Source organism: Nocardia sp. NPDC003693, from assembly GCF_053981095.1.
Genome location: NZ_JBSFNO010000051.1, coordinates 16318 through 42303, shown reverse-complemented (window position 1 = coordinate 42303; position 25986 = coordinate 16318). Strand labels below are relative to the sequence as shown.

General features: G+C 70.5%; 25 protein-coding genes. 9 read left to right on the top strand and 16 right to left on the bottom strand.

What is annotated here, in order from left to right:
* Window positions 1-16 precede the first annotated feature (16 nt).
* Window positions 17-490, top strand: coding sequence for a MarR family winged helix-turn-helix transcriptional regulator (locus ACWDOP_RS35220; RefSeq protein WP_456348525.1), 474 nt, complete (start codon window positions 17-19; stop codon window positions 488-490).
* Between the two features lie 24 nt (window positions 491-514).
* On the opposite strand, the gene ACWDOP_RS35215 is transcribed toward ACWDOP_RS35220, so the two are convergent.
* The 4 genes from ACWDOP_RS35215 to ACWDOP_RS35200 form a co-directional block, all read right to left on the bottom strand.
* Complete coding sequence (locus ACWDOP_RS35215; RefSeq protein ID WP_456348529.1) at window positions 515-2533, bottom strand: 5-oxoprolinase/urea amidolyase family protein; 2019 nt, start codon at window positions 2531-2533, stop codon at window positions 515-517.
* Window positions 2534-2538: 5 nt separating this feature from the next.
* Window positions 2539-3156, bottom strand: coding sequence for an urea amidolyase associated protein UAAP2 (locus ACWDOP_RS35210; RefSeq protein ID WP_456348524.1), 618 nt, complete (start codon window positions 3154-3156; stop codon window positions 2539-2541).
* On the bottom strand, window positions 3153-3905 hold the full coding sequence (locus tag ACWDOP_RS35205) for a DUF1989 domain-containing protein (RefSeq protein WP_454201701.1): 753 nt from the start codon (window positions 3903-3905) through the stop codon (window positions 3153-3155). Before ACWDOP_RS35205 ends, ACWDOP_RS35210 begins: the two co-directional genes overlap by 4 nt.
* An 85-nt stretch (window positions 3906-3990) precedes the next feature.
* A complete protein-coding gene (locus ACWDOP_RS35200; protein ID WP_454201702.1) occupies window positions 3991-5583 on the bottom strand; it encodes an amino acid permease in 1593 nt (530 codons plus the stop codon).
* Window positions 5584-5801: 218 nt separating this feature from the next.
* On the opposite strand from ACWDOP_RS35200, the gene ACWDOP_RS35195 reads away from it, so the two are divergent.
* On the top strand, window positions 5802-6476 hold the full coding sequence (locus ACWDOP_RS35195; RefSeq protein ID WP_456348523.1) for a TetR/AcrR family transcriptional regulator: 675 nt from the start codon (window positions 5802-5804) through the stop codon (window positions 6474-6476).
* Window positions 6477-6486: 10 nt separating this feature from the next.
* Here ACWDOP_RS35195 and ACWDOP_RS35190 read toward each other — a convergent pair whose 3' ends face one another.
* Window positions 6487-7818 (bottom strand): TerD family protein, encoded by a 1332-nt coding sequence (locus tag ACWDOP_RS35190; RefSeq protein WP_456348522.1) that lies wholly within the window; start codon window positions 7816-7818, stop codon window positions 6487-6489.
* 340 nt (window positions 7819-8158) lie between these two features.
* On the opposite strand from ACWDOP_RS35190, the gene ACWDOP_RS35185 reads away from it, so the two are divergent.
* A complete protein-coding gene (locus ACWDOP_RS35185) occupies window positions 8159-9832 on the top strand; it encodes an MFS transporter (protein ID WP_456348521.1) in 1674 nt (557 codons plus the stop codon).
* A 27-nt stretch (window positions 9833-9859) separates the two neighbouring features.
* On the opposite strand, the gene ACWDOP_RS35180 is transcribed toward ACWDOP_RS35185, so the two are convergent.
* The 8 genes from ACWDOP_RS35180 to ACWDOP_RS35145 form a co-directional block, all read right to left on the bottom strand.
* On the bottom strand, window positions 9860-10258 hold the full coding sequence (locus ACWDOP_RS35180) for an NUDIX hydrolase (protein ID WP_454201706.1): 399 nt from the start codon (window positions 10256-10258) through the stop codon (window positions 9860-9862).
* A gap of 31 nt (window positions 10259-10289) precedes the next feature.
* Window positions 10290-10820 (bottom strand): hypothetical protein, encoded by a 531-nt coding sequence (locus tag ACWDOP_RS35175; protein ID WP_456348520.1) that lies wholly within the window; start codon window positions 10818-10820, stop codon window positions 10290-10292.
* A gap of 125 nt (window positions 10821-10945) precedes the next feature.
* A complete protein-coding gene (locus tag ACWDOP_RS35170; protein ID WP_456348519.1) occupies window positions 10946-11821 on the bottom strand; it encodes a peptidoglycan recognition protein family protein in 876 nt (291 codons plus the stop codon).
* Between the two features lie 193 nt (window positions 11822-12014).
* Window positions 12015-12812: a family 1 encapsulin nanocompartment shell protein gene (locus tag ACWDOP_RS35165; RefSeq protein ID WP_456348518.1), complete on the bottom strand. Its 798-nt coding sequence runs from the start codon at window positions 12810-12812 to the stop codon at window positions 12015-12017.
* 3 nt (window positions 12813-12815) lie between these two features.
* Window positions 12816-13856, bottom strand: a complete 1041-nt coding sequence (locus tag ACWDOP_RS35160; RefSeq protein WP_456348517.1) for a Dyp-type peroxidase — start codon at window positions 13854-13856, stop codon at window positions 12816-12818.
* A 57-nt stretch (window positions 13857-13913) separates the two neighbouring features.
* Entirely contained in the window at window positions 13914-14240 is a 327-nt protein-coding gene (locus ACWDOP_RS35155; protein WP_454201713.1) for a cupin domain-containing protein, read from the bottom strand.
* A 104-nt stretch (window positions 14241-14344) separates the two neighbouring features.
* Entirely contained in the window at window positions 14345-14845 is a 501-nt protein-coding gene (locus ACWDOP_RS35150) for a dihydrofolate reductase (RefSeq protein WP_456348516.1), read from the bottom strand.
* Window positions 14842-15675, bottom strand: coding sequence for a thymidylate synthase (locus tag ACWDOP_RS35145; protein WP_456348515.1), 834 nt, complete (start codon window positions 15673-15675; stop codon window positions 14842-14844). The genes ACWDOP_RS35150 and ACWDOP_RS35145 overlap by 4 nt, the downstream gene beginning before the upstream one ends.
* A 20-nt stretch (window positions 15676-15695) precedes the next feature.
* Between ACWDOP_RS35145 and cobF the strand changes: the two genes are divergently transcribed.
* The 4 genes from cobF to ACWDOP_RS35125 all read left to right on the top strand — a co-directional run bounded on the left by cobF (window position 15696) and on the right by ACWDOP_RS35125 (window position 19865).
* On the top strand, window positions 15696-16457 hold the full coding sequence (cobF, locus tag ACWDOP_RS35140; RefSeq protein WP_454201715.1) for a precorrin-6A synthase (deacetylating): 762 nt from the start codon (window positions 15696-15698) through the stop codon (window positions 16455-16457).
* A 34-nt stretch (window positions 16458-16491) separates the two neighbouring features.
* The gene (gene pdxR, locus ACWDOP_RS35135) at window positions 16492-17931 is read left to right on the top strand and encodes a MocR-like pyridoxine biosynthesis transcription factor PdxR (RefSeq protein WP_456348514.1); all 1440 of its coding nucleotides are present in this window, start codon (window positions 16492-16494) and stop codon (window positions 17929-17931) included.
* Window positions 17932-17974: 43 nt separating this feature from the next.
* Entirely contained in the window at window positions 17975-18220 is a 246-nt protein-coding gene (locus tag ACWDOP_RS35130) for a DUF2630 family protein (protein ID WP_456348513.1), read from the top strand.
* A gap of 133 nt (window positions 18221-18353) precedes the next feature.
* Window positions 18354-19865, top strand: coding sequence for a carboxylesterase/lipase family protein (locus tag ACWDOP_RS35125; protein WP_456348512.1), 1512 nt, complete (start codon window positions 18354-18356; stop codon window positions 19863-19865).
* Between the two features lie 91 nt (window positions 19866-19956).
* Here the strand turns inward: ACWDOP_RS35125 and ACWDOP_RS35120 are convergent, their stop codons facing one another.
* On the bottom strand, window positions 19957-20823 hold the full coding sequence (locus ACWDOP_RS35120; protein WP_354985947.1) for an Fpg/Nei family DNA glycosylase: 867 nt from the start codon (window positions 20821-20823) through the stop codon (window positions 19957-19959).
* A gap of 992 nt (window positions 20824-21815) precedes the next feature.
* On the opposite strand from ACWDOP_RS35120, the gene ACWDOP_RS35115 reads away from it, so the two are divergent.
* The gene (locus ACWDOP_RS35115; RefSeq protein WP_456348511.1) at window positions 21816-23063 is read left to right on the top strand and encodes a PucR family transcriptional regulator; all 1248 of its coding nucleotides are present in this window, start codon (window positions 21816-21818) and stop codon (window positions 23061-23063) included.
* Window positions 23064-23093: 30 nt separating this feature from the next.
* On the opposite strand, the gene ACWDOP_RS35110 is transcribed toward ACWDOP_RS35115, so the two are convergent.
* Together ACWDOP_RS35110 and ACWDOP_RS35105 are read right to left on the bottom strand one after the other, a co-directional pair.
* Window positions 23094-24074: an AraC family transcriptional regulator gene (locus ACWDOP_RS35110; protein WP_456348510.1), complete on the bottom strand. Its 981-nt coding sequence runs from the start codon at window positions 24072-24074 to the stop codon at window positions 23094-23096.
* A gap of 421 nt (window positions 24075-24495) precedes the next feature.
* A complete protein-coding gene (locus ACWDOP_RS35105; RefSeq protein WP_456348509.1) occupies window positions 24496-25209 on the bottom strand; it encodes a DUF4184 family protein in 714 nt (237 codons plus the stop codon).
* A gap of 81 nt (window positions 25210-25290) precedes the next feature.
* On the opposite strand from ACWDOP_RS35105, the gene ACWDOP_RS35100 reads away from it, so the two are divergent.
* Window positions 25291-25983 carry a pyridoxamine 5'-phosphate oxidase family protein gene (locus ACWDOP_RS35100; RefSeq protein WP_454201722.1) on the top strand — a complete coding sequence of 231 codons (693 nt, stop codon included), beginning with the start codon at window positions 25291-25293 and terminating at the stop codon, window positions 25981-25983.
* The last annotated feature ends 3 nt before the right edge of the window (window positions 25984-25986 follow it).

Below are 25986 nucleotides of genomic sequence, written 5' to 3'. Positions count from 1 at the left end.
GTCTACGCTGGTCACCGTGGATATCGAGCAACTCTTCGACGACCCCCGGCTGACCATGGCCGGTCTGCTGTTCGAGGCGCACGACGGTTTCGTCGCCCGGCTGGAGGACACCTACCGCCGGGCCGGGCTCTCGGGCCTGGACCTCAACGCGCTGCTGCGCCTGACCCGTTCTCCCGGTCGCCGGCTCCGCATGACCGATCTGGCCGTGCAGACGCGGCTGTCCACCAGTGGTGTCACCCGCCTGGTGGACCGGCTCGAACGCAACGGCTTCGTCCACCGCGAACCGGATCCGCACGACCGCCGCAGCGCCTACGCCGTCCTCACCGCCGCCGGCGCGGACCGCGTGGCCGAGGTCCTGCCCGCCTACCTGGCGGGGGTCGAGCAGTGGTTCACCGGCCTGCTCGACCCCGCCCAGCTGGAGACCGTCACCGCCGCGCTGCGCGTCATTCGCGACACCGCCAACCCCGACGCCACCCGGATCACCGGCTGAGGCGGCGCCGGAAACGCCCGCTCGTCAGGGCGTCTCGGTCAGCTCGCCCGCCTCGCGCCACGAATTGCGCTCGGCGGTAAATGCTTTCGACTGACCTGCCCGGAAATCGGCGATGGAGTCGGCGTTCTCGGCCAGGAAGCGACGGTAGTCGGCCAGCCGGAACTCGCCGTCCTGCGCGAGCAGCTCGCCGCGCCCGGCCGCCACGTCGGCGCGCAGATCCAGCAGTTCCTCGGCGCTCACCGGGTACCAGCTGATCCTGTCGAAATAGCGCAGCAGCCAAGGGTCTTCGCCGACACCGGTGGAGCGGTGATTCCACACCTGGGTGGTGCGCCCGACGAACTGGTATCCGCCGGGACCTTCCATGCCGTAGATGCACAGGTACGCGCCGCCGATGCCGACCGCGTTCTCCGGGGTCCAGGTGCGAGCCGGGTTGTACTTGGTGGTGACCAGGCGGTGACGCGGATCGGTCGGGGTCGCGACCGGCGCGCCCAGGTACACATCGCCCAGCCCCAGCACCAGGTACTCGGCCGCGAACACGGTGTCGAAGACCTCGTCCACGGTGGCCAATCCATTGGCGCGGCGGATGAACTCGATGTTCCACGGGCACCACGGCGCATCGGCGCGCACCCCGTGCATGTAGCGGGTGATGGCCTCGCGGGTGGAGGGATCGTCCCAGGACAGCGGCAGTCGCACCGTCCGGCTGGGCACCACCAGCTCGTCCGCTGCGGGCAGTTCGGACTCCACCTCCGCCAGCAGATCGAGCAGCTTGCCCGTCGGCAGCCGGTCCGGATCGGTGCGCACCTGCAGCGACCGGATGCCCGGGGTGAGTTCGGTGACGCCCGGCTCACGTCGCGCCAGCATCGCCTGGTGCAGGGCGTGCACGCGGGCGCGCAGCTCCAGATCCAGTGTCATGTCACCGTATTCGACGAGCAGGCCGTCGTTGCCCGCCCGGCGATAGGTCACGGCGGGTTCGGCGTTGTCCGAGCCCTCACGCCGCGCCAGCACCCCGTCGTCGCCGTCGCCGCCCGAGGACAGCACGATCGGCCAGGACGCGCGCCGTTCGGCGCCCAGTTCGCGCAGCGAGGCCGCGCGATCGGCGCGCACCGGCACGAACCGCACCGTGTCACCGGGACAGAGCTGCCCCAGCTTCCACCGCTCGGCCGCCACCACCGTGACCGGGCAGACGAAACCGCCCAGGCTCGGCCCGTCCGGCCCGAGCAGGATCGGGGTGTCGCCGGTGAAGTCCAGTGCGCCGATGGAATACGCGGTGTCGTGAATGTTCGACGGGTGCATACCCGCCTCGCCGCCGTCCGGGCGCGCCCACTGCGGCTTGGGCCCGATGAGCCGGACACCGGTCCGATCGGAGTTGAAGTGCACCTCGTAGTCGGTGCCGATGATGGTGTCGAAGTCGTTGCGGGTGAAGAACTCCGGCGCGCCGTGCGGCCCTTCGGTGACGGCCAGTTCCCAGCGCCTGGTCAGCACCGGCTGATCGTCGCCGGTGACCCCCGCGGTGACCCTGCCGGGCGTCCCGAGGGCGAACTCGTCCGCCGCCAGCAGCGCCCGCCCGTTCCCGCCGCCGAACTTGCCGAGGGTGAAAGTCGAACGGCTGCCGAGGTATTCGGGCACCTCGATACCGCCGGCCACCAGGATGTACGACCGCATGCCCGGCCCGCGCACCGTGCCGACGTCGAGCACCCCGCCGGCGGGCACCAGCGTGCTGCGCCACTGCCGCACCGGCTGCCCGTTCACCGTGACGGGCACCGAGGCGCCGGTGACGCACACCCAGGTGGGCTCGTCGAAGCGCAATGCCGGTCCGCCGAGCACACATTCGAGTCCGGCCGCGCTCGCGGCGTTGCCCAGGGCCTGATTGCCGAGCCGGAAGGACAGGTCGTCCATCGGCCCGGACGGCGGTACGCCCACGTGCCAGTAGCCGACCCGGCCGGGCCAGTCCTGCACGGTGGTCTGCGCGCCGGGGCGAACCACGTGCATGGTGCGCACGGGTTCGGGCGCGGGCGCGGCGGCGTCGGCGGGGGTGCTCAGCATGGTCGTCATCGGGTCACCACCATGCGCACCGGCGTCGGGTCGAAACCGTTGCAGGGGTTGTTGATCTGCGGGCAGTTCGAGACCAGGACCAGGGTGTCGATCTCCGCGCGCAGCGTGATCGTCTTGCCCGGCGCGGACAGCCCGTCCACGATGCCGAGCGTGCCGTCGGCCTCCACCGGCACGTTCATGAACCAGTTGATGTTCGAGACCAGATCCCGTTTGCCCAGGCCCCATTTCATGGCCTCGGCCAGGAAGTTCTCCACGCAGGCGTGCTGGTGCCGGGTGTGGTGGCCGTAGCGCAGCGTGTTGGACTCCTGCGAGCAAGCGCCGGCCACGGTGTCGTGGTTGCCGACCTCGTCGGCGATCACGGTCATGAGCGCGGTCCCGGAGTCGGTGCGCAGCACGCTGCCGGTGCTCAGGAAGATGTTGCGCTGCGCGGTGATCGTGGCCTGGGCGCTGTAGCGCTCGGCGTGGTCGGCGGCCGAGTACAGCAGGCAGTCCACGGCCTGGTTGCCGTGCAGATCGATGATCTCCAGCTGCTCCCCGGCGCGGACCACGGTGGACCAGGGCGCGCTGGCGGGGACGGTCTCGTCCAGGACGACGGTGCGGGCTGCGGTGATCATGCGAGGGCCTCCAGGGTGCGGGCGTGCCAATCCTGTTCGGTGTTCTCCACCGCGCGCAGGTATTCCGGATCGGTGTTGGGGGTCAGGGCCAGATCTGCGGGGGCGGACCAGGCCACCGCGTCGAGGTCGGTGGGCGGGACCGGATCGAGGGGGTGTTCGGCGTTGGCGAGCAGCAGGGTCACCGGCAGGTGGATCAGCAGTTCGACCGCGCCGCCCGCGCCCGCGCCGCCGGTCGAGACGAGCGAGCCGTCCGCCTCGACCCGCACGCCCCGGAAGAACGACACCGTCGGGCCGATGTCGCGGGGTTCCAGGCCCTGCTTGACCCCGGCCATCCGCAAGCGCGCCCGGGCGGCGTCCGAGGGGCCGCACAGGGTGTCGTGGTGACCCGAGGTGTCGGTCAGCACGGTGGCCAGCACCCGGCCCTGATCGGACAGCAGGGGATGTCCGGCCCCCAGATACGCCTGCCACGGCACTTTCACGGTATCGGCGACATTGAGCCGCTCCCAGGGCGATTCGGCGCGCAGGAGCAGCAGGTGCGCGCACGCCGAGCCCGCCGGATCCGACAGCCGGAGCCGAGTGCCCCGGCCGAGCACGACATTCGCGTAGCCGCCCGGCGGAATCCGCTGGGCGAAGGTAACTCTCGCCGGCTCGATGCCCTCGGGCAGGACCGGGCCGTTGCGGGTCGCGGCCGCTGCCTGCGCGCGGGCGTGCGCCCGGGCGCTCGTGGTATCCGCGGTGGTCGTCGTCATGAGAACTCCTTCCGTGCGCCGCTCGTCGGCGAGCGGCGGGTGGATGTGCTGCGCGATGTCGTGCTCGGCGGTTCGGGCCGCCGGCTCAGGCCGGTTCGACGGCGGGTTCCGCGGTGGGGGAGAGGGTTTCGGCCGACTCGGCCGTCCGAGGCGTCACCGTGCGGTACACCAGCGCGCCGACGGCGATCGAGAGCAGCACGAACAGCGGTGCGGCCCAGAGCATCCACCAGGCGCCGCCCTGCGGGGTGTAGATCTCCGGTCGCGGCCACGCCAGGTTCACCGCCATGGCCAGGCCCCAGGCGACGGCCGCGATATTGACCGGAATTCCCCAGCGCCCCAGGCTGAACAGCGGGGTGCCGTCGGCGTCGGTGCGTTCGAACCCGTGCGTGCCCCGGAGCCGGCGGATCAGCAGCGGCACGGTCACCAGCGCGTAGGCCAGGTAGATCATGACGATGCAGACGCTGGCCAGGGTCGCGAAGATGGCCGGGTTGCCGAGGTTGATCACCAGCAGCACGATCCCGAGCACGCCGACCACCACCGCGGGCAGGACCGGGGTGCCGTAGCGCGGATGCACCGCGGCCAGCTTGGCGGCGAAGGGCAGCTTGCCGTCGCGGGCCATGGAGAACAGCAGCCGCGATCCGGCCGTCTGAATCGCCAGGGTGCACACGATGACCGCCACCGCGACACAGCCGAGCACGACCTTGCCCGCCGGGGTGCCGAGCTTGGCGGTGATGACGTAGCCGAGCCCCTGCGAGCCCAGGGCGCCGTCGGTCAGGCTGGGCGCGGCCATGAGCGCGCCGAGCAGGATCAGGCCGCCGCCCAGGGCGGAGGCGGTGAGCGCGCTGATGATGGTGCGCGGGGCGACCTGACGCGGGTTCTTGGTCTCCTCGGAAAGCTCACCGGCGGAATTGAATCCGACCATCACGTAGGCGGCCATCAGGCCCGAGACCAGGAACGCGGCCCAGTACGGCCCCGGCGCGGCGGTATCGGTCTGCAGCACCACGGCCGGACCGCGTTCGGCGTGGGTGAAGAACAGCGCGATCACCGCGGCCACACCGACGATCTCGATGGTCACGCCGATCGAATTGATCTTCGACATGAGGTCGATGCCGATGACGTTGATGGTGGTGGTGAAGGCCAGCAGCACGCTGCCCAGCAGCACCGCGTTCATCGCGCCGTCCGAGGAGGTCAGCGCCGTCTCGGTGCCGATGATCTGGAAGCCGTCCCAGATCGAGGGCAGCACCACCTGCAGCGCGATGGCGGCCGCGGCGGCGGTGACGATCTGGGCGATGATCATCATCCAGCCCGCGAACCAGCCGACGAGTTCCCCGCCCAGGCGCCGGGCCCACTGGTAGATCGCGCCCGAGATGGGATACCGCGCCGCCAGTTCGGCGAAGTTCAGCGCGACCAGCAGCTGGCCCAGGAACACCAGCGGCCAGGTCCAGAAGAACGCGGCGCCGCCGAACGAGTAACCGAGGCCGAAGAATTGGAAGATCGTGGTCAGGATGGAGACGAACGAGAAGCCGGCCGCGAACGAGGCGAAGCGGCCGAGTTTGCGGTGCAGGACGGGTTCGTAGCCGAAGCCTGCGAGATCGGCGCTGTCGGCGCCGGCGGTACTCGATGCGGGCAGGGTGCTCGGCGGGTGGTCGGGCGTGCGGGACTCGGCGGAGGCAACCATGGGCGGATCTTTCGCAGCGATGAATATCTATCGAGTGAAAGTTTTCCTATCGCGATCGCTGATCCGATGACGCCGATGTATCCGTCAGGTCTCCCGCCGTAACTTCTGCATTGCCGGTATTTCTATCGAGTGACAGGAACCTCACGACGGGCCCGGACGCGGCGCGAGGCGGGTATGCGCCGGGCGGGCCGCGACGCGGGGTAGGACAGAATGGGGGCGTGACCCAAGTCGGACCCGGACGCCCCCGTCTCGAACCTCGCCGCCGTGCGGGACAGACGCCGCGCGCCGAGATCCTGGACGCCGCCGCCGAACTGTTCACCACCAACGGATACGGCAGCACCTCGACCCGCGGCATCGCCGACGCGGTCGGCATCCGTCAGGCGTCGCTGTACCACCACTTCGGCGCCAAGGACGACATCCTGGACGCGTTGCTGGCCGAAACCATCGCCGGGCCTTTGGAACTGGCCGAACGCCTGGCCGGGGGAGCGGACCCGGAGCACGCGGCGCTCGCGCCCGCGGCCGTGCGGCTCTACGCGCTGGCGGCGTTCGACGTCCGCCAATTGTGTTCCGCCCGCTGGAATCTCGGTGCGCTCTACCTGCTCCCGGAACTGCGCAGCGAACGCTTCGCCGCGTTCCGCGAACGCCGCGACGAACTACGCCGCCACTACGAGACCCTCGCCGCCGAGGTCATCACCGTGGCCGGGAACACCGCCGTGCCCGGCGCGGAGCTGCTGCCCTTCCGGCTCGTCGAGTCGGTCATCAATATCCGCTCGGACGAAGGGGAATCGCCCGAGTACGCCGAAAAGCTCATCCCCGATGCCGTGCTGCGCCTGCTGGGGTGGCGCGGGGAACTGACCGAGATCGGTTCCGCCGCGGCCGAATTGCTCGCCTAGGGCAGGCTGTTCAGGACTTGCCCTTGGAGGTGCCCCACTTGAGCTCCCAGCGGTAGGCCTGATCGACCGCGAGCTTGCCCCAGAAGCGGTGACCGTCCGGCGGGCGCACGAACACACCCTCGCGGCGCACCACCAGTTCACCGTTCACGTTCTCGAGGATCGCCAGCACCATCTCGCGGGAGTCGTCGACGCAGCCGCTGACCTCCATCTCGATCGGCGGGGCATCGCGCGGGTAGAGCGTGGCGGTCGCGTGCACGCCCCGGAAATCCTCCGCGCCCTCGTACAGCGAGGCGAAGACCAGGATGCGGCGGAACCGCGCCGTGTGATCGAGATTGATGGACAGGTTCTCCCCGCCCGCGCTCGCGCCGCTGCGATCGTCCTGATCCAGTTCGATGAACGGGGCCCGGTGCAGATTGCCCATGGTGTCCAGCGGGCTGATGCAGCCCTTGGTCCCGTCGGTCAGCTCCCAGAAGCAGCACAGATCCAGATCGAGCCCGCCGTTGCCGCCGCGCTTGCGCCCGAACAGCCCGCTGCTCGCGCCGGGCACCGACCAGTTCAGGTTGACCCGCATGATGCCGCCGGTCGCGCCCGACTTGGTCAGCGAGATGGCCGGGGCTTCCTTGGTCAGCGAGATCTTGCCGAGATTCACCGGCGCGGCGGGCGCGGGCGGCTGCTGATTCGGCTGCGGCGGCGAGTAATTCGGTGCGGGCGGCGCCTGATGCGGTTGCGGCGGAGCGTAGTCCGGCTGCGTCGGGGCGCTGTGCGCCGACTGCGCCGGGGCGGGCTGCGGGCTCGGCTCGTCGACGGTGATGCCGAAATCCGTTGCCAGTCCGGCCAATCCGGCCGTGTAGCCCTGTCCGACGGCACGGAACTTCCACGCACCCTGGCGGCGGTACAGCTCGCCCAGGACGAAGGCGGTCTCGGCGGAGGCGTCGGTGGAATCGAAGCGCGCCAGTTCCGCGCCGTTGCTCGCGTCGACCAGTCGCACGTGCAGACCGCGCAATTGGGCGAAAGTGCCGCCGTCGGAGGAGGCGGCGATGACGATGGTCTCGATCTGCGGTTCGACCTGCGCCAGATTCACCGACAGCACGTCGGTGATCTGCGGGCCCTGCTGTTTGCCCTCGTAGCGCACCGCGCCCGAGGCGTGCGCGGGCTGGTTGTAGAACACGAAGTCGGCATCGGAACGCACCCGGCCCCCGGCCAGCAACAGCGCCGACGCGTCGGCGTCCGGAACGCCGGGACCCCCCTGCCACCCCAGTTCGACTCGGACCGCGGCCGCGCCGACCGGCACGTTGGAACCCTTCATCATCGACACGCGCACCAACGTATCCGATTCGGACACCCGCTGTCCCCCTCGTTACGGGCCGCTTCGCCCTGCGCGGAGCCGCCGGCACGCGCCGCCATCGCCCGGGTCACGACCGCTTTTCAGTGGGGGTGAGCAGAGTGGCAAACCCTTGGCTGCGAACCCCTCGGACACTGCTTCCGGGCTGTGTCCGACATCTCGTCCAAGATCGATATCGGGCCGGAACAGCCGAATCGCGCGCAACTCGTTGTGCTGCCGTGACCTTGGGCTATTGTCCAGCCGCTGGCAACTACACTGAGCGACAGTCATACGGCATATCGATAGCTACCCAGGACATCGGCCCTTCGACGGCGGCCACACTGCGCGGCGGGAGCGACAGATGACGGAAGCACGGCGCGACGACCTCGACGAGCTCGAGGCGAACTCCGGCAGGAAATGGATCACCCTCGCGGTACTGGCGCTGGGCCTGTCCATGGTGGTGCTCGACGGCACCATCGTCACGGTCTCGCTGCCGGTCATCATCGCCGATCTGAATCTGAGTTTCACTCAGGCGCAATGGATCACCAGCATCTACGCGGTCGTGCTGGCCGCGCTGCTCATCACCGCGGGCCGCCTCGGCGACCGCTTCGGCCGCCGCCTGGTCTTCGCCGTCGGCGTGCTGATCTTCCTCGCCGGCAGCGTGCTCGCCGCCTCGGCGACCGCGGCCTGGCCGCTCATCCTGGGCCGCATCGTGCAGGGCATCGGCGCGGCGGCGGTCATGCCCGGCACCCTGGCCACCATGAACGCGCTCTTCCGGGGCCGCGACCGGGTCATCGCCTTCGCCGTCTGGGGCGCGGTCATCGCGGGCGTCGCGGCCATCGGCCCGCTCGCCGGCGGCTGGCTGACCACCAACTACACCTGGCCCTGGATCTTCCTGGTCAACATCCCGCTCGGCGCGGTCGTGCTGGTCGGCCTCGTGCTGTTCGTGCCCGAGACCAAGATGAAGACCAGCGCTCCCGGTCTGGACGTGGACGGTTTCCTCCTCAGCGCGGCCGGATTCGCCCTGATCGTCTTCGCCCTCATCGAGGGGCAGACCTACGGCTGGTGGAAGCCGCTGCGCGAATTCCCGCTGGCCGGGTTCACCTGGTCGGCCACCGCGCCCATCTCACCGGTGCCCATCCTGTTCGTGCTCGGCGCGCTGGCCCTGTTCCTGTTCATCAAATGGGAGCTGCATCGCAATCTCATCGGGCGCTCGGCGCTGCTGGACCCGCATCTGTTCCGCATCCCCAGCTTCCGCTGGGGCAACATCACGGCCTTCGCGGTCGCGCTCGGCGAATTCGGCCTGTTGTTCGTGCTGCCGCTGTTCATGGTGAACGTGCTCGGATTGTCCACGCTCGGTGCGGGTTACGTGCTCGCCGCGATGGCGGTCGGCGCGTTCCTGTCGGCCGGCGTCGCCGAGGGCCTGGTGCGCAAGGTCGGCGCGGTGCGGGTGGTGCAGATCGGCCTGGCGCTCGAGGCGGTGTCCATCGCCGTGGCCGCGCTCTGCGTGACGCCGCACATCTCCCCGGTCTGGCTGGCGGTCATCCTGGTCGGCTACGGACTCGGACTCGGCATGGCTTCGGCGCAGCTCACCGGCACCGTGCTGGGCGACGTGCCGCCGGAGTTCTCGGGCCAGGGGTCGGCGACCCAGAGCACGGTGCGCCAGCTCGGCTCGGCCTTCGGCGTCGCCGTGCTGGGCGCGCTGCTCTCGGTGGCCCTGGGCCACGACCTGCCGCGCCGCCTGGACGAGGTGCCCGATCTGCCCGCCGCGGCCGCGGGCACGGTCGCGACCGCCACCCGCGAATCCGGCGGCGGCGCCATCGACGGCGTGCGCGAACACGGCGGCGCGCCCGCGGTGCTGGACGCGCTGGAACAGGGCTTCGCCGACGCCACCCGCACCACCCTGCTGGCCGCGGCCATCTTCCTCGCGCTCGGCCTGGCCGCGGCGACCAAGATCCCGCACCGCGCGACCGCCGCCGAGACGGCTACCCCGGCGGCCCTCGAAAAGCACACGGCGCCGGGCGAATCCGACTGATCGCGGACGGGAGCGGCGTCGGCTCGGTCAGGGATCGATGAGGTCCAGCCCGCGCAGGCGCTGGAAGACCAGCAGCGAACCCGGCGCGACGTGGTCCATGGCGGCGTACTCGCCGAGCGTGAAATAGCGCAGCTCGGCGATCTCGCCCGACGCCCGCGGATCCGCGCTCAGCTCACCGAGATAGCACGTCATGTGCAGCCGGGTGCCCGGCGTGTGCCCGTACGCCTCGGCTTCGAAGACGCCGAGTTCACGGACCGACACGGTCTCGACCCCGAGCTCCTCGCGGACCTCACGGTGCAGCGCCGACTCCGGCGTCTCGCCCGGGTCGATCTTGCCGCCCGCCATGTAGAAGACTTCTTTGCCCGTGGACCTGGCCTGCAACAGCCGACGGTCCCGGATATACGCCAGTGCCGCTGTGCGAATCACGGCGTCCACCCTAGCCACCGGCCGCGCGGGGTCAGCGGGTCGGCGGTGCGATCCGCCAGTGCTGCTGCAGCGCCGCCGCGATCTCCGGCAGCAGCGTCACCGGAATCCGCTTGTTCCGCAGCAGCTCCCGAATCTCGTTGACCTGCTCGCGCTTGCGCATGTCGTAGGCGTTGGCGACCGGTCCCACCACCGGCGGAATCGAGAGCAGCACCAGTTCGCCGTGCTGCTCGGAACCGCCGTTGAGGTCCAGCGCCAGCGACCAGCGGCCCTTCTCGTCCAGGGCGAACCGGCCCGCCACCACGCGGTCCCACTCGATGCCGAGCGCGCCCCACGGGGTGCGCTGCACGATCGCCTCGTCGCTGAGCACCAGCCCGTCCCGGCCGAAGAGCAGGAACAGCACCGTGAGTCCCGCGGCCACCCCGAGCAGCAGCCCGGTGAACACCCGGTTCCAGCCGAAGACGCCCACCGTGGTCAGGGTGAGGGCGATGGTCACCGCCAGCGCCGCGCCACCGTAGGCCGCGGCCCGCCGCCCGGGCACGACGCCCGCCCGCACCATCGTCATTGCGCCCCAACCCTCGACATGCTCGCCCTTCGCGACCGATCGGTCGTCACCGTACCCGGCCGAGCCACCGCGCTCCAGCGCACGTACCCCGCGCGGTGAGGCCGGAGCGCGGGGCGGGCGGGCGGCTACTTCTGCTGCCGTAGCAACTCCAGAATCGTCTCGGTGTTGCGTCGGGCCAGCGTGGCCTCGCGGTAGGTGGCCAGGACGTAGGAGATCAGCGCTCCGCGCCGGGCCCGGTTGGGCGAGTCCGGTTTCTGATCCGGATCGTCCTTGCCGTCGAGCAGGTCGACGGGATTCACGTACCCGTCCCAGACCGTCTCGTTCCAGATGTCGGCCAGGCCGGCCCTGGTCCAGAACTGACCGTCCTTGACGTTGTAGAAGACCTTCTGGAACGCGGTGCGCACCGCGTGCGGCACACCCACCTGGTTGTGGATCTCGCTGAGCTGCCGATCGGACATGTCCCCGCCCCCTCCGTCGATGATGGTCCGAACCTCCCGGCGGAACGCGTCCATGTCGATGCCGGCCGGATCGATCTTGCCTTCGCTGCTGTACTCCTTGTGCCCGACCACATCGCCCCCGCCGAGCCGGCGCACGATCGCCGCGCAGCCCCGCCGGTAGGCGTCCAATTGCACCGGCGTCCAATCCGATCCGTCGCCCCGGGAGACGGCCTCGATGCCGATCGTGTGCCAGTTGGCGTTGTCGGTGGGCCACCCCGGCCACCGGCCGCGCCCGGCATGCCAGCAGACACCGGCCGCGATCACCCGGTACAGCCCGTCGCGCTCCAGCACCAATTGGGCGAGCGGGCCCGGGAGATCGGGGCGGCCGTCCTGCACGATGCGCCAATCGTTGGCGCCGCCGCCGGCCGTGTGATGGCACAGGACACCGCGGATGTCACGAAAGTCGCCGTGCCCGCGCTCTTTCCAGCCGTCGTGTTCCAGGACGCGCAGGCCCGCGGCCCGCAATACATCGGCAAGCCAGATCGGATCGCCGCTCCACGCCATGATGTCCCCCCGCTCGTCCGGACTCAGCGCGGAATCAGCGGCAGGACAGCCGGTGCGGTCTCGGATGAGGCCGCGAATCGCGGTGAGTATCGATCGACAGGAGTTCGTTCACGCCGCCGGGCGCGGATCGGTCCGCACCCAGACTGGGTGCGGACCGGGCGCGTCGGCGGCCTCGCACCGCACGGTCCGGGGCTCAGGACTCCAGCGCCACGGCCGCTTCCGCGGTGTAGACCAGGAACGTCAGGCTCTCCTGGAAGTACAGCTGGACCGTGTCGGCGTCGTGCGACAGGTAGCCGATGGACAGGTCCTGCCCGATCTGCAGATCGAAGTCGCCGCCGCGGGTGGACAGCACGAACGCGCCGTCGATGGCCGGGGCCCAGATGATGTCGCCGTCGATGAGGCGTTCGATATGGGTGCGAATCGGATGCCCGTGGTCCGAGGTCTCACTGACCGCGGTGTACAGATCGGCCGACAGCAGCACCGAGTACGGGCCGTCCACACCGGCCAGCCGCAGCTTGGACAGCGCCTGGGCGACGGCCTCGGGGGTCAGGCGCTCATCGACCGGCAGCTTGACCGGTTCGCAGACGCTCGAGGACCGCACGCCGGTGATGCCCGCGGCCGGAAAGCCCTCGAAGATGGCGCGATCCTCGGCGAAGGCGATCTTCTTCGCCGCCTCCTTGACCGCGTCCAGGTCGGTGTCCTTCGCGCCGCGTTCGACGTTGTCGAGCTCGGAGCGGTTCAGCACGAACGGCACCCGCAGTTCCACCAGCGGGAGCACCACGCGCTGGCGGGCCTGGATGCCTTCCCCGGGGGACTCGATCGGGGCGGTGCGCCCGACCGTGACCGCGGAGTAGTCCTCGCCGTGCGGTCCCGACAGATCGACCACACGCCGACCGGCGATGTGCCGCTTGAAGGTTCGGCTCGCCTCCTCTTCGATCGCCGCCCAAGCGGCGGAGGTGATCGGAGCGAGTTCGCGGTGGAGGTTGTTCATGCCTTAGCTCCTTTTCAACGTGCCGATGCCCAGGGATCCGTTACCCGAAGGAACAACGCCATCGGTCGCCGAGGATTCCCGGATCTCCTCAACGGTTGTACTACCCACTTCTCCCGCTTCCATGGACCCGGGAGCCTCCGGCAGGGCGTCGAAGAACCCCGCGGGCGGGGTGAAGAAGTTCGTGCCGGTCACGGCCTCGGAGAAATCGAGGATGCGGTCGTACGCCGCGTCCTCGGTCCCCAGGAACATGCGGGTCAGCATCTCCTCGGTCACGCTCGGGGAGGCCGCGTAGGCGATGTAGTACGTCCCGAATTCGCCGTCCTTGACGCTGCCGAACGGCATGTTGGCGCGCACGATGGTGCCGACGTCGTCCTGATCGTTCACCGCCACATGGGAATCGGCGGGCTTCTCGTCGTCGGAGAGTTCGAAGTCCGACATCTTGTGCCGGCCGATGACCTTCTCCTGCTCGTCGACGCTCAGCGCGTTCCACTCGCCCATGGTGTGCAGATACTTCTGCACGATCACGTAACTGCCACCGGCGAATTCGGGGTCGTCGTCGCCGATGAGGGCGGCCGAGACGGCCTGCTGCCCCTCGGGATTCTCGGTGCCGTCCACGAAGCCGAGCAGGTCGCGCTGCTCGAAGTAGCGGAAACCGACGGTCTGATCGACGATGGTGCCCGCGCCGGCCAGGCGATCGCCCAGCGCCATCGCCAATTCGAAACAGGCGTACTGGGTTTCGGCCTTGATGTGGAACAGCAGATCGCCGGGCGTGGCGGGAGCCGAATGCTTGCCCCCCGCGTACCCCGGGAATTCGTGTAGTTCAGCGGGTTTGGGCCCGGCGAACAGGCGGTCCCAGGCCGCCGAGCCGATGCTGGTGATACAGGCCAGGTCGGCCCCGGGGATGCGGAATCCCACGGATCGGCGCAGACCGGGCAGATCTGCGAGCAGGTCCCGCACGACCGCCTCGCCGCCCTCGTCGATGGTGACGACGAGAAAGATGGCGGCGGGCGACAGCGGGTTCAGGATCGGCTGCGGCTCACCCATGCGCTCCAGCCTAGAGGCCGGACGGAGCACCGCTACCAACCGGTAGCGGTGTGGCCGCTATTTCGCGACCGTGAGCAGGAAGGCCACGTCCTCCACGGCCTTCACGCTGTGCCGCGCGTCGGGGATGACCAGCAGGTCCCCGGCCGACCCCTTCCATTCGTTGGTGCCGCTGATCAGCGCCAGCACCCCGCTCAGGACGACCATCGTGGCCTCGCCCGGGTTCTCGTGCTCGGCCAGGGTCTGGCCCGCCGCCATGGCGATCACGGTCTGGCGCAGGCTGTGCGCGTGGCCCCCGTAGATGGTCTGCGAGCTGCGCCCGCTGGATGCCGTCGCCGCCAGCTTGAGCTGCTGACGGGCGACCGCGGTCAGCGATTTCTTGTCCATGGACTGCCTTTCGCCGGAGTATCCGTGAGTATGCCGGACACGTGTCGGCCGATCGGCGGTTTCGGGGGTTCGTTGCGGGAATTGGTGCATGCGGGATACCCGCGTTATACGAGGGCCCGCCCATAACGGCGGATGCGATAGCGCAGACCCGCCGCGGACTCGCGCCACACGTCGTCATCGGCGTGCCAGTGCGGGTCGATGGCGGGGGCCCAGCAGTCGCCGTCGATGTCGGCGTCGACCTCGGTGATCACCAGTTCTGTCGCGAAAGGCATTGCCGCGCGGTAGATCTCGCCGCCGCCCATCACCCACACCGGGTCGTCGCCGGCCAGCTCGAGCGCCTGCTCCACCGAGCTCGCCCGTTCCGCGCCCGCGGCCGACCAGTCGGCCTGCCGCGTCACGACGATGTTGCGGCGGCCCGCCAGGGGGCGGAACCGCTCGGGCAGCGAATCCCAGGTGCGCCGGCCCATCACGACCGGGTGCCCCCAGGTGACCTCCTTGAAGTGCGCCATGTCCTCGGGCAGCCGCCACGGAATGGCGTTGTCCAGGCCGATGACCCCGTCCGGGGTCTGCGCCCAGATCAGCCCGACGGTCCGCGCCGTGCTCACACCGCCACCGGCGCCTTGATCGCCGGATGATGCTGGTAATCCAGGATTTCGACGTCCTCGTACGCGTAGTCGAACAGCGACGCCGCCCGCCGCAGGGCCAGGCGCGGGAACGGGTACGGCTCCCGGGTCAGCTGCTCGCGCACCTGCTCGAGGTGATTGTCGTAGATGTGCACGTCGCCGCCGGTCCACACGAAATCGCCGACCTCGAGCTCGCACTGCTGCGCCACCATGTGGGTCAGCAGCGCGTAGCTCGCGATGTTGAACGGCACGCCCAGGAACAGGTCCGCGCTGCGCTGGTACAGCTGGCAGGAGAGCTTGCCGTCGGCGACGTAGAACTGGAAGAAGGCGTGGCACGGGGCCAGCGCCATGCGATCGAGTTCGGACACGTTCCAGGCCGAGACGATCATGCGCCGCGAATCCGGATCCTCGCGCAGGGTCCGCAGCACCTGGCTGATCTGGTCGATGTGGGCGCCGTCCGGGGTGGGCCAGGATCGCCACTGCACGCCGTAGACCGGGCCCAGGTCACCGTTCGCGTCGGCCCATTCGTCCCAGATGCTGACCCCGTGCTCCCGCAGCCAGGTGACGTTCGAATCCCCGCGCAGGAACCAGAGCAATTCGTAGACAATGGATTTCAGATGCACCTTTTTGGTGGTGATCAGCGGGAAACCGCGCGACAGGTCATAGCGCAGCTGGTGCCCGAAAATACTGCGGGTGCCGGTACCGGTCCGGTCCGACTTGGGAGTGCCCGACTCAAGAACGAGCCTGAGCAGATCCTCGTACTGGGTGTCACCGGCGGCCGTGCTCCGGGGGTCTCGAGAGGCACTGTTCACGCCTGGCAAGCTTACGCACCGTGCGGAAGCTCTTTGTGATCGGAATCGGCGCCGGTAATCCCGACCAGGTGACGGTGCAGGCCGTCAAGGCCATACGCCAGGCCACCACGTTCTTCGTCATCGGTAAGGGCGCGGAGAAACAGGAACTGGTCGACGTGCGCGCCGGCATTCTCGCCGAATACGCCGAACAGCCGCATCGGGTGGTGGAGATCGCCGATCCGCCGCGCGATCGCAGCGTGCCCGCGGCGCACGCCGACGACGCCTACCGGGGCGCGGTCACCGACTGGCACGAGGCGCGCGCGGAGCGTCTCGAGGCCGCGTTCGCCGACGCGGACGGGATCGGGGCCATCCTGGTCTGGGGTGATCCCGCGCTCTACGACAGCACCCTGCGCATCGTGGAACGCGTGCTCGAGCGCGAGGTCGTGCATTTCGACTTCGAGGTCATCCCCGGCATCACCAGCGTGCAGGCTCTGGCCGCGGCGCATCGCATCGTGCTGCACGAGATCGGCGAACCGATGCACGTGACCACCGGCCGCCGCCTGCGCGAGGAAGGGATGCCCGCCGGGCAGTCCACGCTGGTCATGCTGGACGCGGACTGCTCGTTCACGCAGATTCCGGGCGAGGACATCTACATCTGGTGGGGCGCGTACCTCGGCATGCCCGACGAAGTGATCATCGAGGGCCCGCTGCGCATCGTGGAACAGCGGATCGTGCGCCGCCGAGCCGCCCTGCGCGAGGCCAAGGGCTGGATCATGGACACCTATCTGCTGCGCTACCAGTAGCGGTCCGAATTCCCGATTGCGCGGAGGCCACTTCATGAGCGAGCGGGCACAGCCGGCGGCGCGCACCACGCGGGGCCGGCGCGGGCGGGCGGTGGTGGACGATCTGCCGTTCACCGTCGATCGCGCGGCGGCCGCGCCGCTGGCGGTGCAGGTGGCCGACGGGCTGCGCGGGGCCGCCGCGGCGGGCGCGCTGCGCGACGGGGACCGGCTGCCCTCGTCCCGGGAGCTGGCGGCGCGCCTGGGCGTGAGCCGGACCGTGGTCACCGCCGCCTACGACCAACTGCACGCCGAGGGCTGGATCGGCGGACGGCACGGGTCCGGGACCTATCTGACCGCCGCGCCCGCACCGGTGGGGGAGCGCTCCGAGCCGGGCGAACGGGCGAATCCGCTGGCGGGACTGCTGGATCTGGGCGCGGGCGCGCCCAGCATCGAGACCCTGGACCGGGCCGCGTGGCGGCGGGCCTGGCGCGCGGCCTCGGACCGGACACCGCTGATCCGGCGCGATCGAGCGGGCGAGCCCGAGTACCGGGCGGCCGTCGCCGAACATCTGCTGCGCCATCGCGGACTCGGCGCGGGCAGCGGTTCGGTGGTGCTGTCCACCGCCGGAACCAGTTCCGCCGTACAGGAAATCGCCGCCGCCCGGCTGCGCCCGGGCGATGTGGTCGCGATCGAGGATCCCGGCTACGTGCGGGCCGTCGGCGCCCTGCGGGCCGCGGGCATGCGGCCGGTGCCGGTGCCCGTGGACGAGCGGGGGCTGCGGGTCGATCTGCTGCCTGACGACGCCAAGGCGGTGTATTGCACACCCGCGCATCAGTTTCCACTCGGCGCGCGCATGCCCGCCGCGCGCCGCGTCGAACTCGTCGACTTCGCTCGCCGCCGGGGCGCACTGGTCCTCGAGGACGACTACGACGGCGAACTCCGTTACGACACAACGCCGTTGCCACTGCTGGCCACGCTCGCCCCGGACGTGGTCGTGCACCTGGGCACCACCAGCAAGATACTCACACCGACCCTGGGCATCGGCTGGCTGGTCGCCGCGCCCGCCGTGGCCGAGGCCGTGCTGGCGCACCGCGAGGCCACCGGCACCTCTCCCGCGCCCGCCGGGCAGCAGGTCGTGGCCGAACTGGCGCGCAACGGCGATCTGGCCCGGCACCTGCGCCGCCTGCGCCGGGACATGCCGGTGCGCCGGGCCCTGGTCATCGAGGAACTGCGGGCCTTCGGGCTGGCGGCGCGCGGCGACGACGCCGGGTCCCATCTCGTGGTGCCGCTCGACACACCGGACCAGGAGGACCGGGCGCTGGAAGCCGCCCGGGCGCGCGGGGTCTACCTCGACGGACTCGGCCGCCACCACCTCGGGCCGCGACACACCTTCGGCATCGCGCTCGGTTATGCGGCGCTGTCCGGGGCGGTACTGCCGGTGGCGGTCCGCCTGGCCGGGGCCGCGCTGGCCGAAGTCGTACAGTGGTCCGGGTAAGACAGGCGGACCACCCTACGACTACCGAAGTGGGTACGAGAGCATGAGCGAACAGGACATCCTCGCGCGGATCAAGGGCCTCGTCGACAAGGAACACGAGCTGCGCGCCGCCAGCGGGCAGGGCGAGATCGACCCGGAGACCGAACGCCGTCAGCTCGCCGAACTCGAGGTCATGCTGGACCAGTGCTGGGATCTGCTGCGCCAGCGCCGCGCCCGCATCGACCAGGGCCGCAACCCCGACGAGGCGCAGGCGAACTCGGCGCGACAGGTCGAGGGCTACCTGCAGTAGATGGCCGTTCCGCTCTGCCGGCCCGGCGGAGCGCGTGGCTACCATCGATGGACGGCGGCGGCCGTGCGCGCACGCGCGGCCGAGCCGTCGCGACCGGCACGACGCGGTGCCGGCGGAGCGAGTGGGTAGGCACATGGTGGCAACGACAGACATCACGACCGCCGACGGCGCCGTCCGCGGCCTGCGGGGCCGGCGGGTTTCACGCTGGCGGTCCATTCCCTTCGCCGCGCCGCCCGTCGGCGAGCTGCGGTTCCGCGCGCCACAGCCGGTGCAGCCCTGGACCGGGGTGCGCGACGCGACCCACTTCGGGTTCGCGGCCATGCAGCATCGGCGCGGCGCGCAGATCGGGCCGCGGCAGCAGCAGCCGACCGGCGAGGACTGCCTGACCCTGAACGTCACCGCCCCGAACACGCCCGCGGCCACCCCGCGCCCGGTGATGGTGTTCATCCACGGCGGCGGGTACCTGCTGGGCACCTCGGCGCTGCGGCTCTACTCCGGCAGTCGGCTGGCCCTGCTCGGCGACGTGATCGTGGTGTCGGTCAACTACCGGCTCGGTGCGTTCGGCTACGTGGACTTCAGCGAATACTCCACGTCCACACATCGATTCGACAACAACCTGGGCCTGCGCGATCAGGTGGCGGCGCTGGAATGGGTGCGCGACAACATCGCGGCCTTCGGGGGCGACCCGGGCAACGTCACCATCTTCGGCGAATCGGCCGGTGCGCACGCGGTACTCGCGCTCATGGCCACCCCCGCCGCGGCCGGACTGTTCCACCGCGCCATCTCCCAGAGCCCGCCCGCGGACTGGGGGCCGTCGCAGGCCGACGCCGCGCTCTTCGCCCGCCGCTGCGTCGAGCAGCTCGGCGCGGGTGCGGGCGACGGTGCGCAGGCGCTGCTCACCGCGACCCCGAACCGGATTCGCAGTGCGGTGGATCACGCCGTCAGCGCGGTCATGCGCGATCAGCCCGGGCAGTTCCCGGTCGCGCCGCAGGTGGACGGCGACTACCTGCCGCTGCCGATCATCGACGCCTTCACCGGTGGGAGCGCGCACCGGGTGCCGCTCATCATCGGCACGAACCGGGACGAGGGCACGCTGTTCTCCCGCTTCGACGACACCCTGCCCACCACGCCCGCGCGCATGCGCCGCCTGCTGCGGCAGGTGGGCGGCGACGCCGAGACCCGGGTGCTCGGCGCCTATCCGGGCTTTCCCAAGCCGAGGGTGGCGGTGCGCGTCGGCGGCGACTTCACGTTCTGGCGACCGTCGGTGGAGGTCATGTCCGGGCACAGCCGGTACGCGCCCACCTACGCCTACCGCTACGACTTCGCCCCGCGCGCACTGCAACTCGCGGGCTTCGGGGCGACGCACGCGCTGGATCTGATCCCCGTCTTCGGCGCGACGGCCACGCCGTTCGGGCGCGCGCTGTCCGCGGCGGGCGGGCAGCGGGCGTTCAACTCGGTGTCCGAACAGTTCCAGCGGAACTGGCTGTCCTTCGCGCGCACCGGAGCTCCGCTGGCGGCCTGGCCCGCCTACACCGAGGACGAGCGGGCGACCATGATCATCGACGCGCCGCAGCGGGTGGAGTTCGACCCGGAACGGGCCAAACGCCTGGCCTGGCAAGGTATTCGGGTTCCCGCGCTGACGTGAGCGCCGGTTCCGGCGGTCACTCGCCCGGACCGAAGATCCGCCCGCGGAACACGGCGTCGTGGGCGGGCCCCGTCTGCCGGTTCCGGGCAGATCACTTGAGCAGCCGGGACATCCGGCGGTCGGCCAGGATCTTGCCGCCGGTCTGGCAGGTCGCGCAGTACTGAAAGGATTTGTCCGCGAACGCCACTTCGCGCACGATGTCGCCGCACACCGGGCACGGCAGACCGGTCCGCCCGTGCACCTGCATACCGGATCGCTTCTCGCCCTTGAGCCGGGCTGCGTCCTGCCCGACCGAGCGGGCGATGGCGTCGGTCAGGATCGCCCGCATGGCCGCGAACAGCCGGGCCACCTGCTCGGCGTCGAGGCCGGAGGCGGTGGCGAACGGCGAGAGCTTGGCGGTGTGCAGTATCTCGTCGGAGTAGGCGTTGCCGATCCCGGCGAGCACGGTCTGATCGGTCAGCGCGTTCTTGATCCGCTGCGAGGTGCCCCGCAGCAGTTCGGCGAACTCGGGCTCGGTCACCGCCATGGCGTCCGGCCCCAGCCGGGCGATGCCCGCCACCTCCTGCGGATCGCGCACCACCCACACGGCCAGCCGCTTCTTGGTCCCGGCCTCGGTCAGATCGAACGCGGGCGTCGCGCCCTCGGGGGTGAACAGGTGCACGCGCAGGGCCAGCGGCCCCTTGCCGGGCTTGGGCGGCGTCTGGCTGGGTTCGTCGATCCACCGCAGCCACCCGCCCCGCGACAGATGCGTGATCAGCCATATCCCGTCGCAGTCCAGCCCGACGTGCTTGCCCCAATGCCCCGCCCCGGTGACGTCGCGCCCCGACAGCGCGGTGATCGGCGGGTCGAATGTCTTGAGCACGCTCAGCGCGGCGACATCCACCCGCCCGACCACCGCTCCCGTCGCATGGGCGCTCAAGAACTGCTCGAGCGCCACAATCTCCGGCAATTCAGGCACTCCCGCAGCCTACCGATCGGTACCGACAGGTGCGGCGCACACGCCCGGGGTTCGGGTTATCGCGGTGTTCGCGCGGATTCCGGTCACGTGACGGAAGGGCGGGGCCGGCCCCCGGCGCACGGCCGAATCGGGCGCGTGGAGAATCGTGGGCATCGCGCGCGCTCGATCGAACGGCCGGGAATTCCGGGTGCCGTCGGGGCATCCGAGACGAGCCGCCGGGTGAATTTCGAAAGTGGGTGCGCCGAGTCGTTCGAGCGGGCTTCCGGAGCGGTGCGGCTCGAATTCGGCAGGGGCAATTCATCGTACGTATCGGATGCCTCGTAATGATCTCGTGTGCAACGGATCTCGGAGTCCGCGCACTCGCTGATCAGCGCCGGTGCCGGGATGCTGGGAGGGTCGGCGGTGTGCCCTGGGTTCGGGGGAGGGGGTGCCCAGTTTTCGACCCCTCGAGACGGGTCGAAATGGGCCCGAATGATGATATCTGAAATCTCTGAACTGACGTCCATTGGACTGTTGTGCCAATTCGCATAGCGAACCAATGTGAATTATAGGAGCTGTGAAGAATTCGCTCGGTTGCCACTAAATGAACTGTTGATTGTCAATCTCGGGACGTCCGTGCATCGACACCGTAGAAGATATACGGCTGAATGATGCTCTTCGGTAGTAAATTTGAGTCGTGTGCACAGTTTGTCCGCCTTGTCGGTTCTTGTGCTCCGAGCCGCGCCCGGCGGAGAGGTTCGTGCGGACCATGAGATGAACCCGCGTCCAAGCGACGACAAAAACGGCGCTTCACATGATCCGGCAATGCGAAAAGTTTCTCTATTCGAACGCCGAATTTTCCCGGTGCGCTCGAGTTGCCGTCTCCGGGCCGCTCGAACCTCGATCAGCACCCCGCGCGTGCTCGCGGCGGGTGCCGGGCGGGCTGCCCGCCCGTAACGGGTGTCGCGGCCGAAACCGATTCGGCGCGTGTGCGGCGCGGTGATACTCGTTGTATGCCTTCGCCTTTGACGCCGCTACGGATGGACTCACCGCTGCTGCGGCGGGTGGTCGGGCAGTTGGCCGGGCTGGCGCAGGACGCGGTGCGGGGCGCGGTGACCGAGGTGGGGGTGTATCGGCAGCTGTCCGCGGAGTTGGCGGGGGCGGAGCTGAATGCGACTGCGCTGTCCCATCTTCTGACGTTTCTCGCGGTGGCCGAACAGGGCCGGGAGGCGGGGCCGGAGGATCTGGCGGCGATCACGGCGTCGGCGGGACGGCGCGCGGAGGAACGAATCCCGCTGCCCGACATGCTCGATGCCTACCTGACCGGAGCACGGGTGGTGTGGCAGACCGTCATCGCGGCGGCCGAGCCCGGCGACCGGGAGGACGTCGAGTCCTTCGTGGCGCACATGCTCGCGTTCCTGCACCGGACGACGGTGGCCATCACCGCCACCTACGTCCGCGTGCACGCCACCGTCTCCAACGTCGAACGCGACGCGCGGCACGCGCTGTGCACGGCGCTGCTCGCGGGCCAGGACGCCGGAACCCTCGCCGCCCAGGCCGAATTCGCGCTGGTGCGGTCCTACGCGGTGGTGACGCTGACCGTCGGCGGGGTGCCGGGCCGGCCCGGCAACACCGGGGAACTGGCGTCCGCGCGGCGCCGGGTGCGCCAGGCGCACGATCTGGTCGAGCGCCGGCACGGCGGTGAACATCGGCTGGTCGCCTTCGACGGTCACAGCGGCGTACTGCTGCTGCCCGCGGTGGATTCGGTGCCGCCGGACATCCTGGTTCGCGACCTCGCGGCCGCCTTCGCGCTGCCCGTGACCGCGGCGCTCGCACCCGCCGCCGAGGTCGAGGGCATCCCGGATGCCTTCGAATTGGCAGGGGAGATCTACGAATTGGCGCGGGCGCTGGAGCGTCCCGCCGGGCTGTACCGGCTGTCCGATCTCATGGTCGAGTACCAGATCACCCGGCCCGGGCCCGCGCGCGACGCGCTCGAGGCGGTGCTGGGACCGCTGCTCGAACACCCGCATCTGCTCGACACCCTGCGGGTCAACGTGCGCTACGGCCTCGATCGGCAGGCGGCGGCGAAAGCGCTGGGCCTGCACGCGAACACGTACTCCTACCGGCTCCGCCGCATCGCGGAGATGACCGGGCTGGACGCCACGGACGCCGCCGACGGGCGGGTGCTGGCCTCGGCGATGCTGGCGAGCGCGTTCCGCCGGACACCGCGGGCGACCGAGGCGGTGGAACGGCGACGGTAACCGATACCCGTCGCGACCGTCCGGCGCGGTCTACTCCGTCCAGCGCCGGTGGCCCAGGTGCACCGCACGATATTCGCCCGGGGTGGCGCGCATCTCGGTCCGGAAGGCGCGATAGAGCCGGCGCTCGCCGCTGAAGCCGCAGTCGAGCGCGATGGCGGCGACGGCCGCGTGCGGCCGGGCGAGCAGCAGGCGGCACGCGTACGCGACGCGCAGCCGGCGCAGCACAGCCCCGACGCCGCCGTCCGGTTCGAGCACCCGGTACAGGGTGCTGCGGGAGATGTTGCAGGACAGCGCGACGCGCTCCGCGGTCAGGGCGGCGTCGGTGAAATTGGCGCGCAGGTACGCGAGTACGCGCTCTCGGGTGTGCGTCGCCGCGGGGCCGCCGCGGGGATGGCGGTCGGACTCGAGGGTGAGCACGGCGGCCAGCAGATCCACCCCGTACGCCGAGAGCGCAGCCACCTCGTGCGGGGCGGCCTCCGGCGTCGACAGCCCCCGGAAGAACGCCGCGACCGCGGCGGCGGCGCCGTGCACCGGAACCGGCGCGCGCAGTACCCGGCGGAAGTGGTCCTCCGGCAGGCCGGTCCGGGCCAGCAGGACCGTGCGCGGCACACTCACCACGATCGAGGTCGTGGTGTCGCGCACGATGCTGCGCAGCGGCACTCCGGAGTCCACCAGCACCATCGAGCCGGGCGTCAGAGTCAGTGCGCCGCCGTCGTATTCGAGGACCTTCTGCCCGTCGGTGGTGATGACGGCGGTGATGATCTCCGACTCCCCGCGCGCCACGTGCCGGGCGGTGCGCCAGGTGGTCTGCCCGCCCACGGTCGCCGTGGTGATGGTCAATTCCGGGCCGGAGAGCACGGTGCCGGCGGATCCGACGAATCGGGTCCCGGGCAGCGGTTCGAATGCCACGGGGGCGAACTCGGCGGCGAGCCGGGTTTCCCAGAGCGCCGCCGATTCCCGCGCGGTGACGTGCCGTGCCGAGGCATCGTTCCGCCCGGCCTCGCCCCGCATGCCGCGATCCTGGCATATCGGTCGATCGCAAGAGTGCGATCGCCATTGTCTCTGTGGCACTGACAATTTCGGGTGTCACCGCTGTCGAATGTCACAAATGAGCGCGTGCACACCGCGCACGCGGGGCGCGGCGCGCGACGGTCCGGCCCCTTCTTGCAGGTGAAGGGACCGGACCGGGGCCGCTTGGGCGAAACGGCCCGGGGCGGAGGTGAATCCGCCCGGCATTCGAGACGCCGTGCCGGTAGGTAACCGGGTCACGAGCGCGGTGGTAGCGATCCGTATCCGCCGTCGAACGCCTGCCGCGAACTCTAATCGCGCCGCCCAGGTCAGATCGCCCGGTTCGTCGCGCCTGAGACTCAACGTCAGGGTGAATGACACTGAATGTCCGGGGTTTCCGTGAGTTTGCCGGCGACCTCGCAAGTTAGCTGGCCGGAACGGGCCCGCGGTTCGCGAATCTCGCACGGGCGGTGACGATCACGGAGTAGCCGACCAGGAGCGCGCCCCCGCCGCGCAGCGCGCCGATGAGCACACAGCGCACCAGGTCGTAGGGCCCGGCCGCCGCCGCCGGATCCAGGGCGCCGAGCACGCCCCCGGCGATCACGGCGAGCGCCGCCGCGACCAGCACCCGATTCCGCTGCGGCACAGGCGGTATCGGCTCCGCACGCCGGAGCCGGCGCGCGGCGAACCACACGAGGATCAGCACACCCGCCAGCGAGGACACGTAGCCGATCACGTTGTAGACCCGGTGCGGGCCGACGACCGACTCGCGGAACAGGTCCCAGTGGCGCACCGCCGCGCCGTCGGTGTGAGTCAGGGCGTCCCAGGCGAGATGTGTCACGGCACCGGCGATCAGCGCCGCGGTCACCCGCCACCACGCGGGCCGGTCCCCGAACGTGACGGCACGGCCGAGCAGCGCGATCAGAGGCGGGACCAGAACCCGCCCCAGCGCCAGCAGGAGCGCGCCGAGCACCAGGATCACCGGCAGTCCGCGCAGATCGTGCGTGAGGCCGCCGTCGATCCCGATCGGCGCGTAGTACACCGTGTCGGGTGCGAGGCTGCCCGCGGCGAGGGCGGGCAGCCACAGCCGACGGCGCAGCGGCAACACCACCGCGGGATGGGCAAGGGTGAACGGCACGGGCTTCCTCCCCTAGTGGTCTGCGAATCGGGCGCGGAATTGGCTATTCGGCCGAGCCATTCGTCGCGCGATGCTGGTCCCATGACCGAGCACGTGACACGAGCGCCATTGTCGTCCACCCCGCGCAGCAGCCTCACCCGCGCGAAGGAGCGCGGGCGGACCGACCGCGCGGAGTTGGACGCCGTGCTGGACGCGGGCCTGCTCTGCCACCTCGGTGTGCTGCTCGGCGGCGGTCCCGTGGTGATCCCGACCATCTACGGGCGGTCGGGCGACACGCTCTACCTGCACGGCTCGACCGGAGCCGGGAACATGCGGGCGGCGCTGACCGGACCCGTGTCGGTCTCGGTGACGCTGGTGGACGGGCTCGTCTACGCGCGCTCGGCCATGCACTTCTCCATGAACTACCGCTCGGCGGTCATTCACGCCCGGCCGGTCGAGGTCACCGACCCGGCGGAGCGGATGGCGGCCCTGCGGGTGATCGTGGAGCACGCCGCGCCCGGCGCCTGGGACGGCGTGCGCGCGCCCAGCAAGAAGGAGATGGCCGCGACCATGGTGCTGGCCCTGGATCTCACCGAGGCGTCGGTGAAGGTCCGCACCGGCGGTCCCCGGGACGACGCGGCGGACATCGAGAACGGCGGGGTGTGGGCGGGCGTCCTGCCGCTGCGCCAGGTCTGGGACGCGCCGCTCGACGCGGACGACCTGGAGCCGGGAGTCGATGTGCCCGGCCACGTGCTGGCCCGGGTGACGCGGGATCGGAGCCCGGCCGGGGCGTGAACG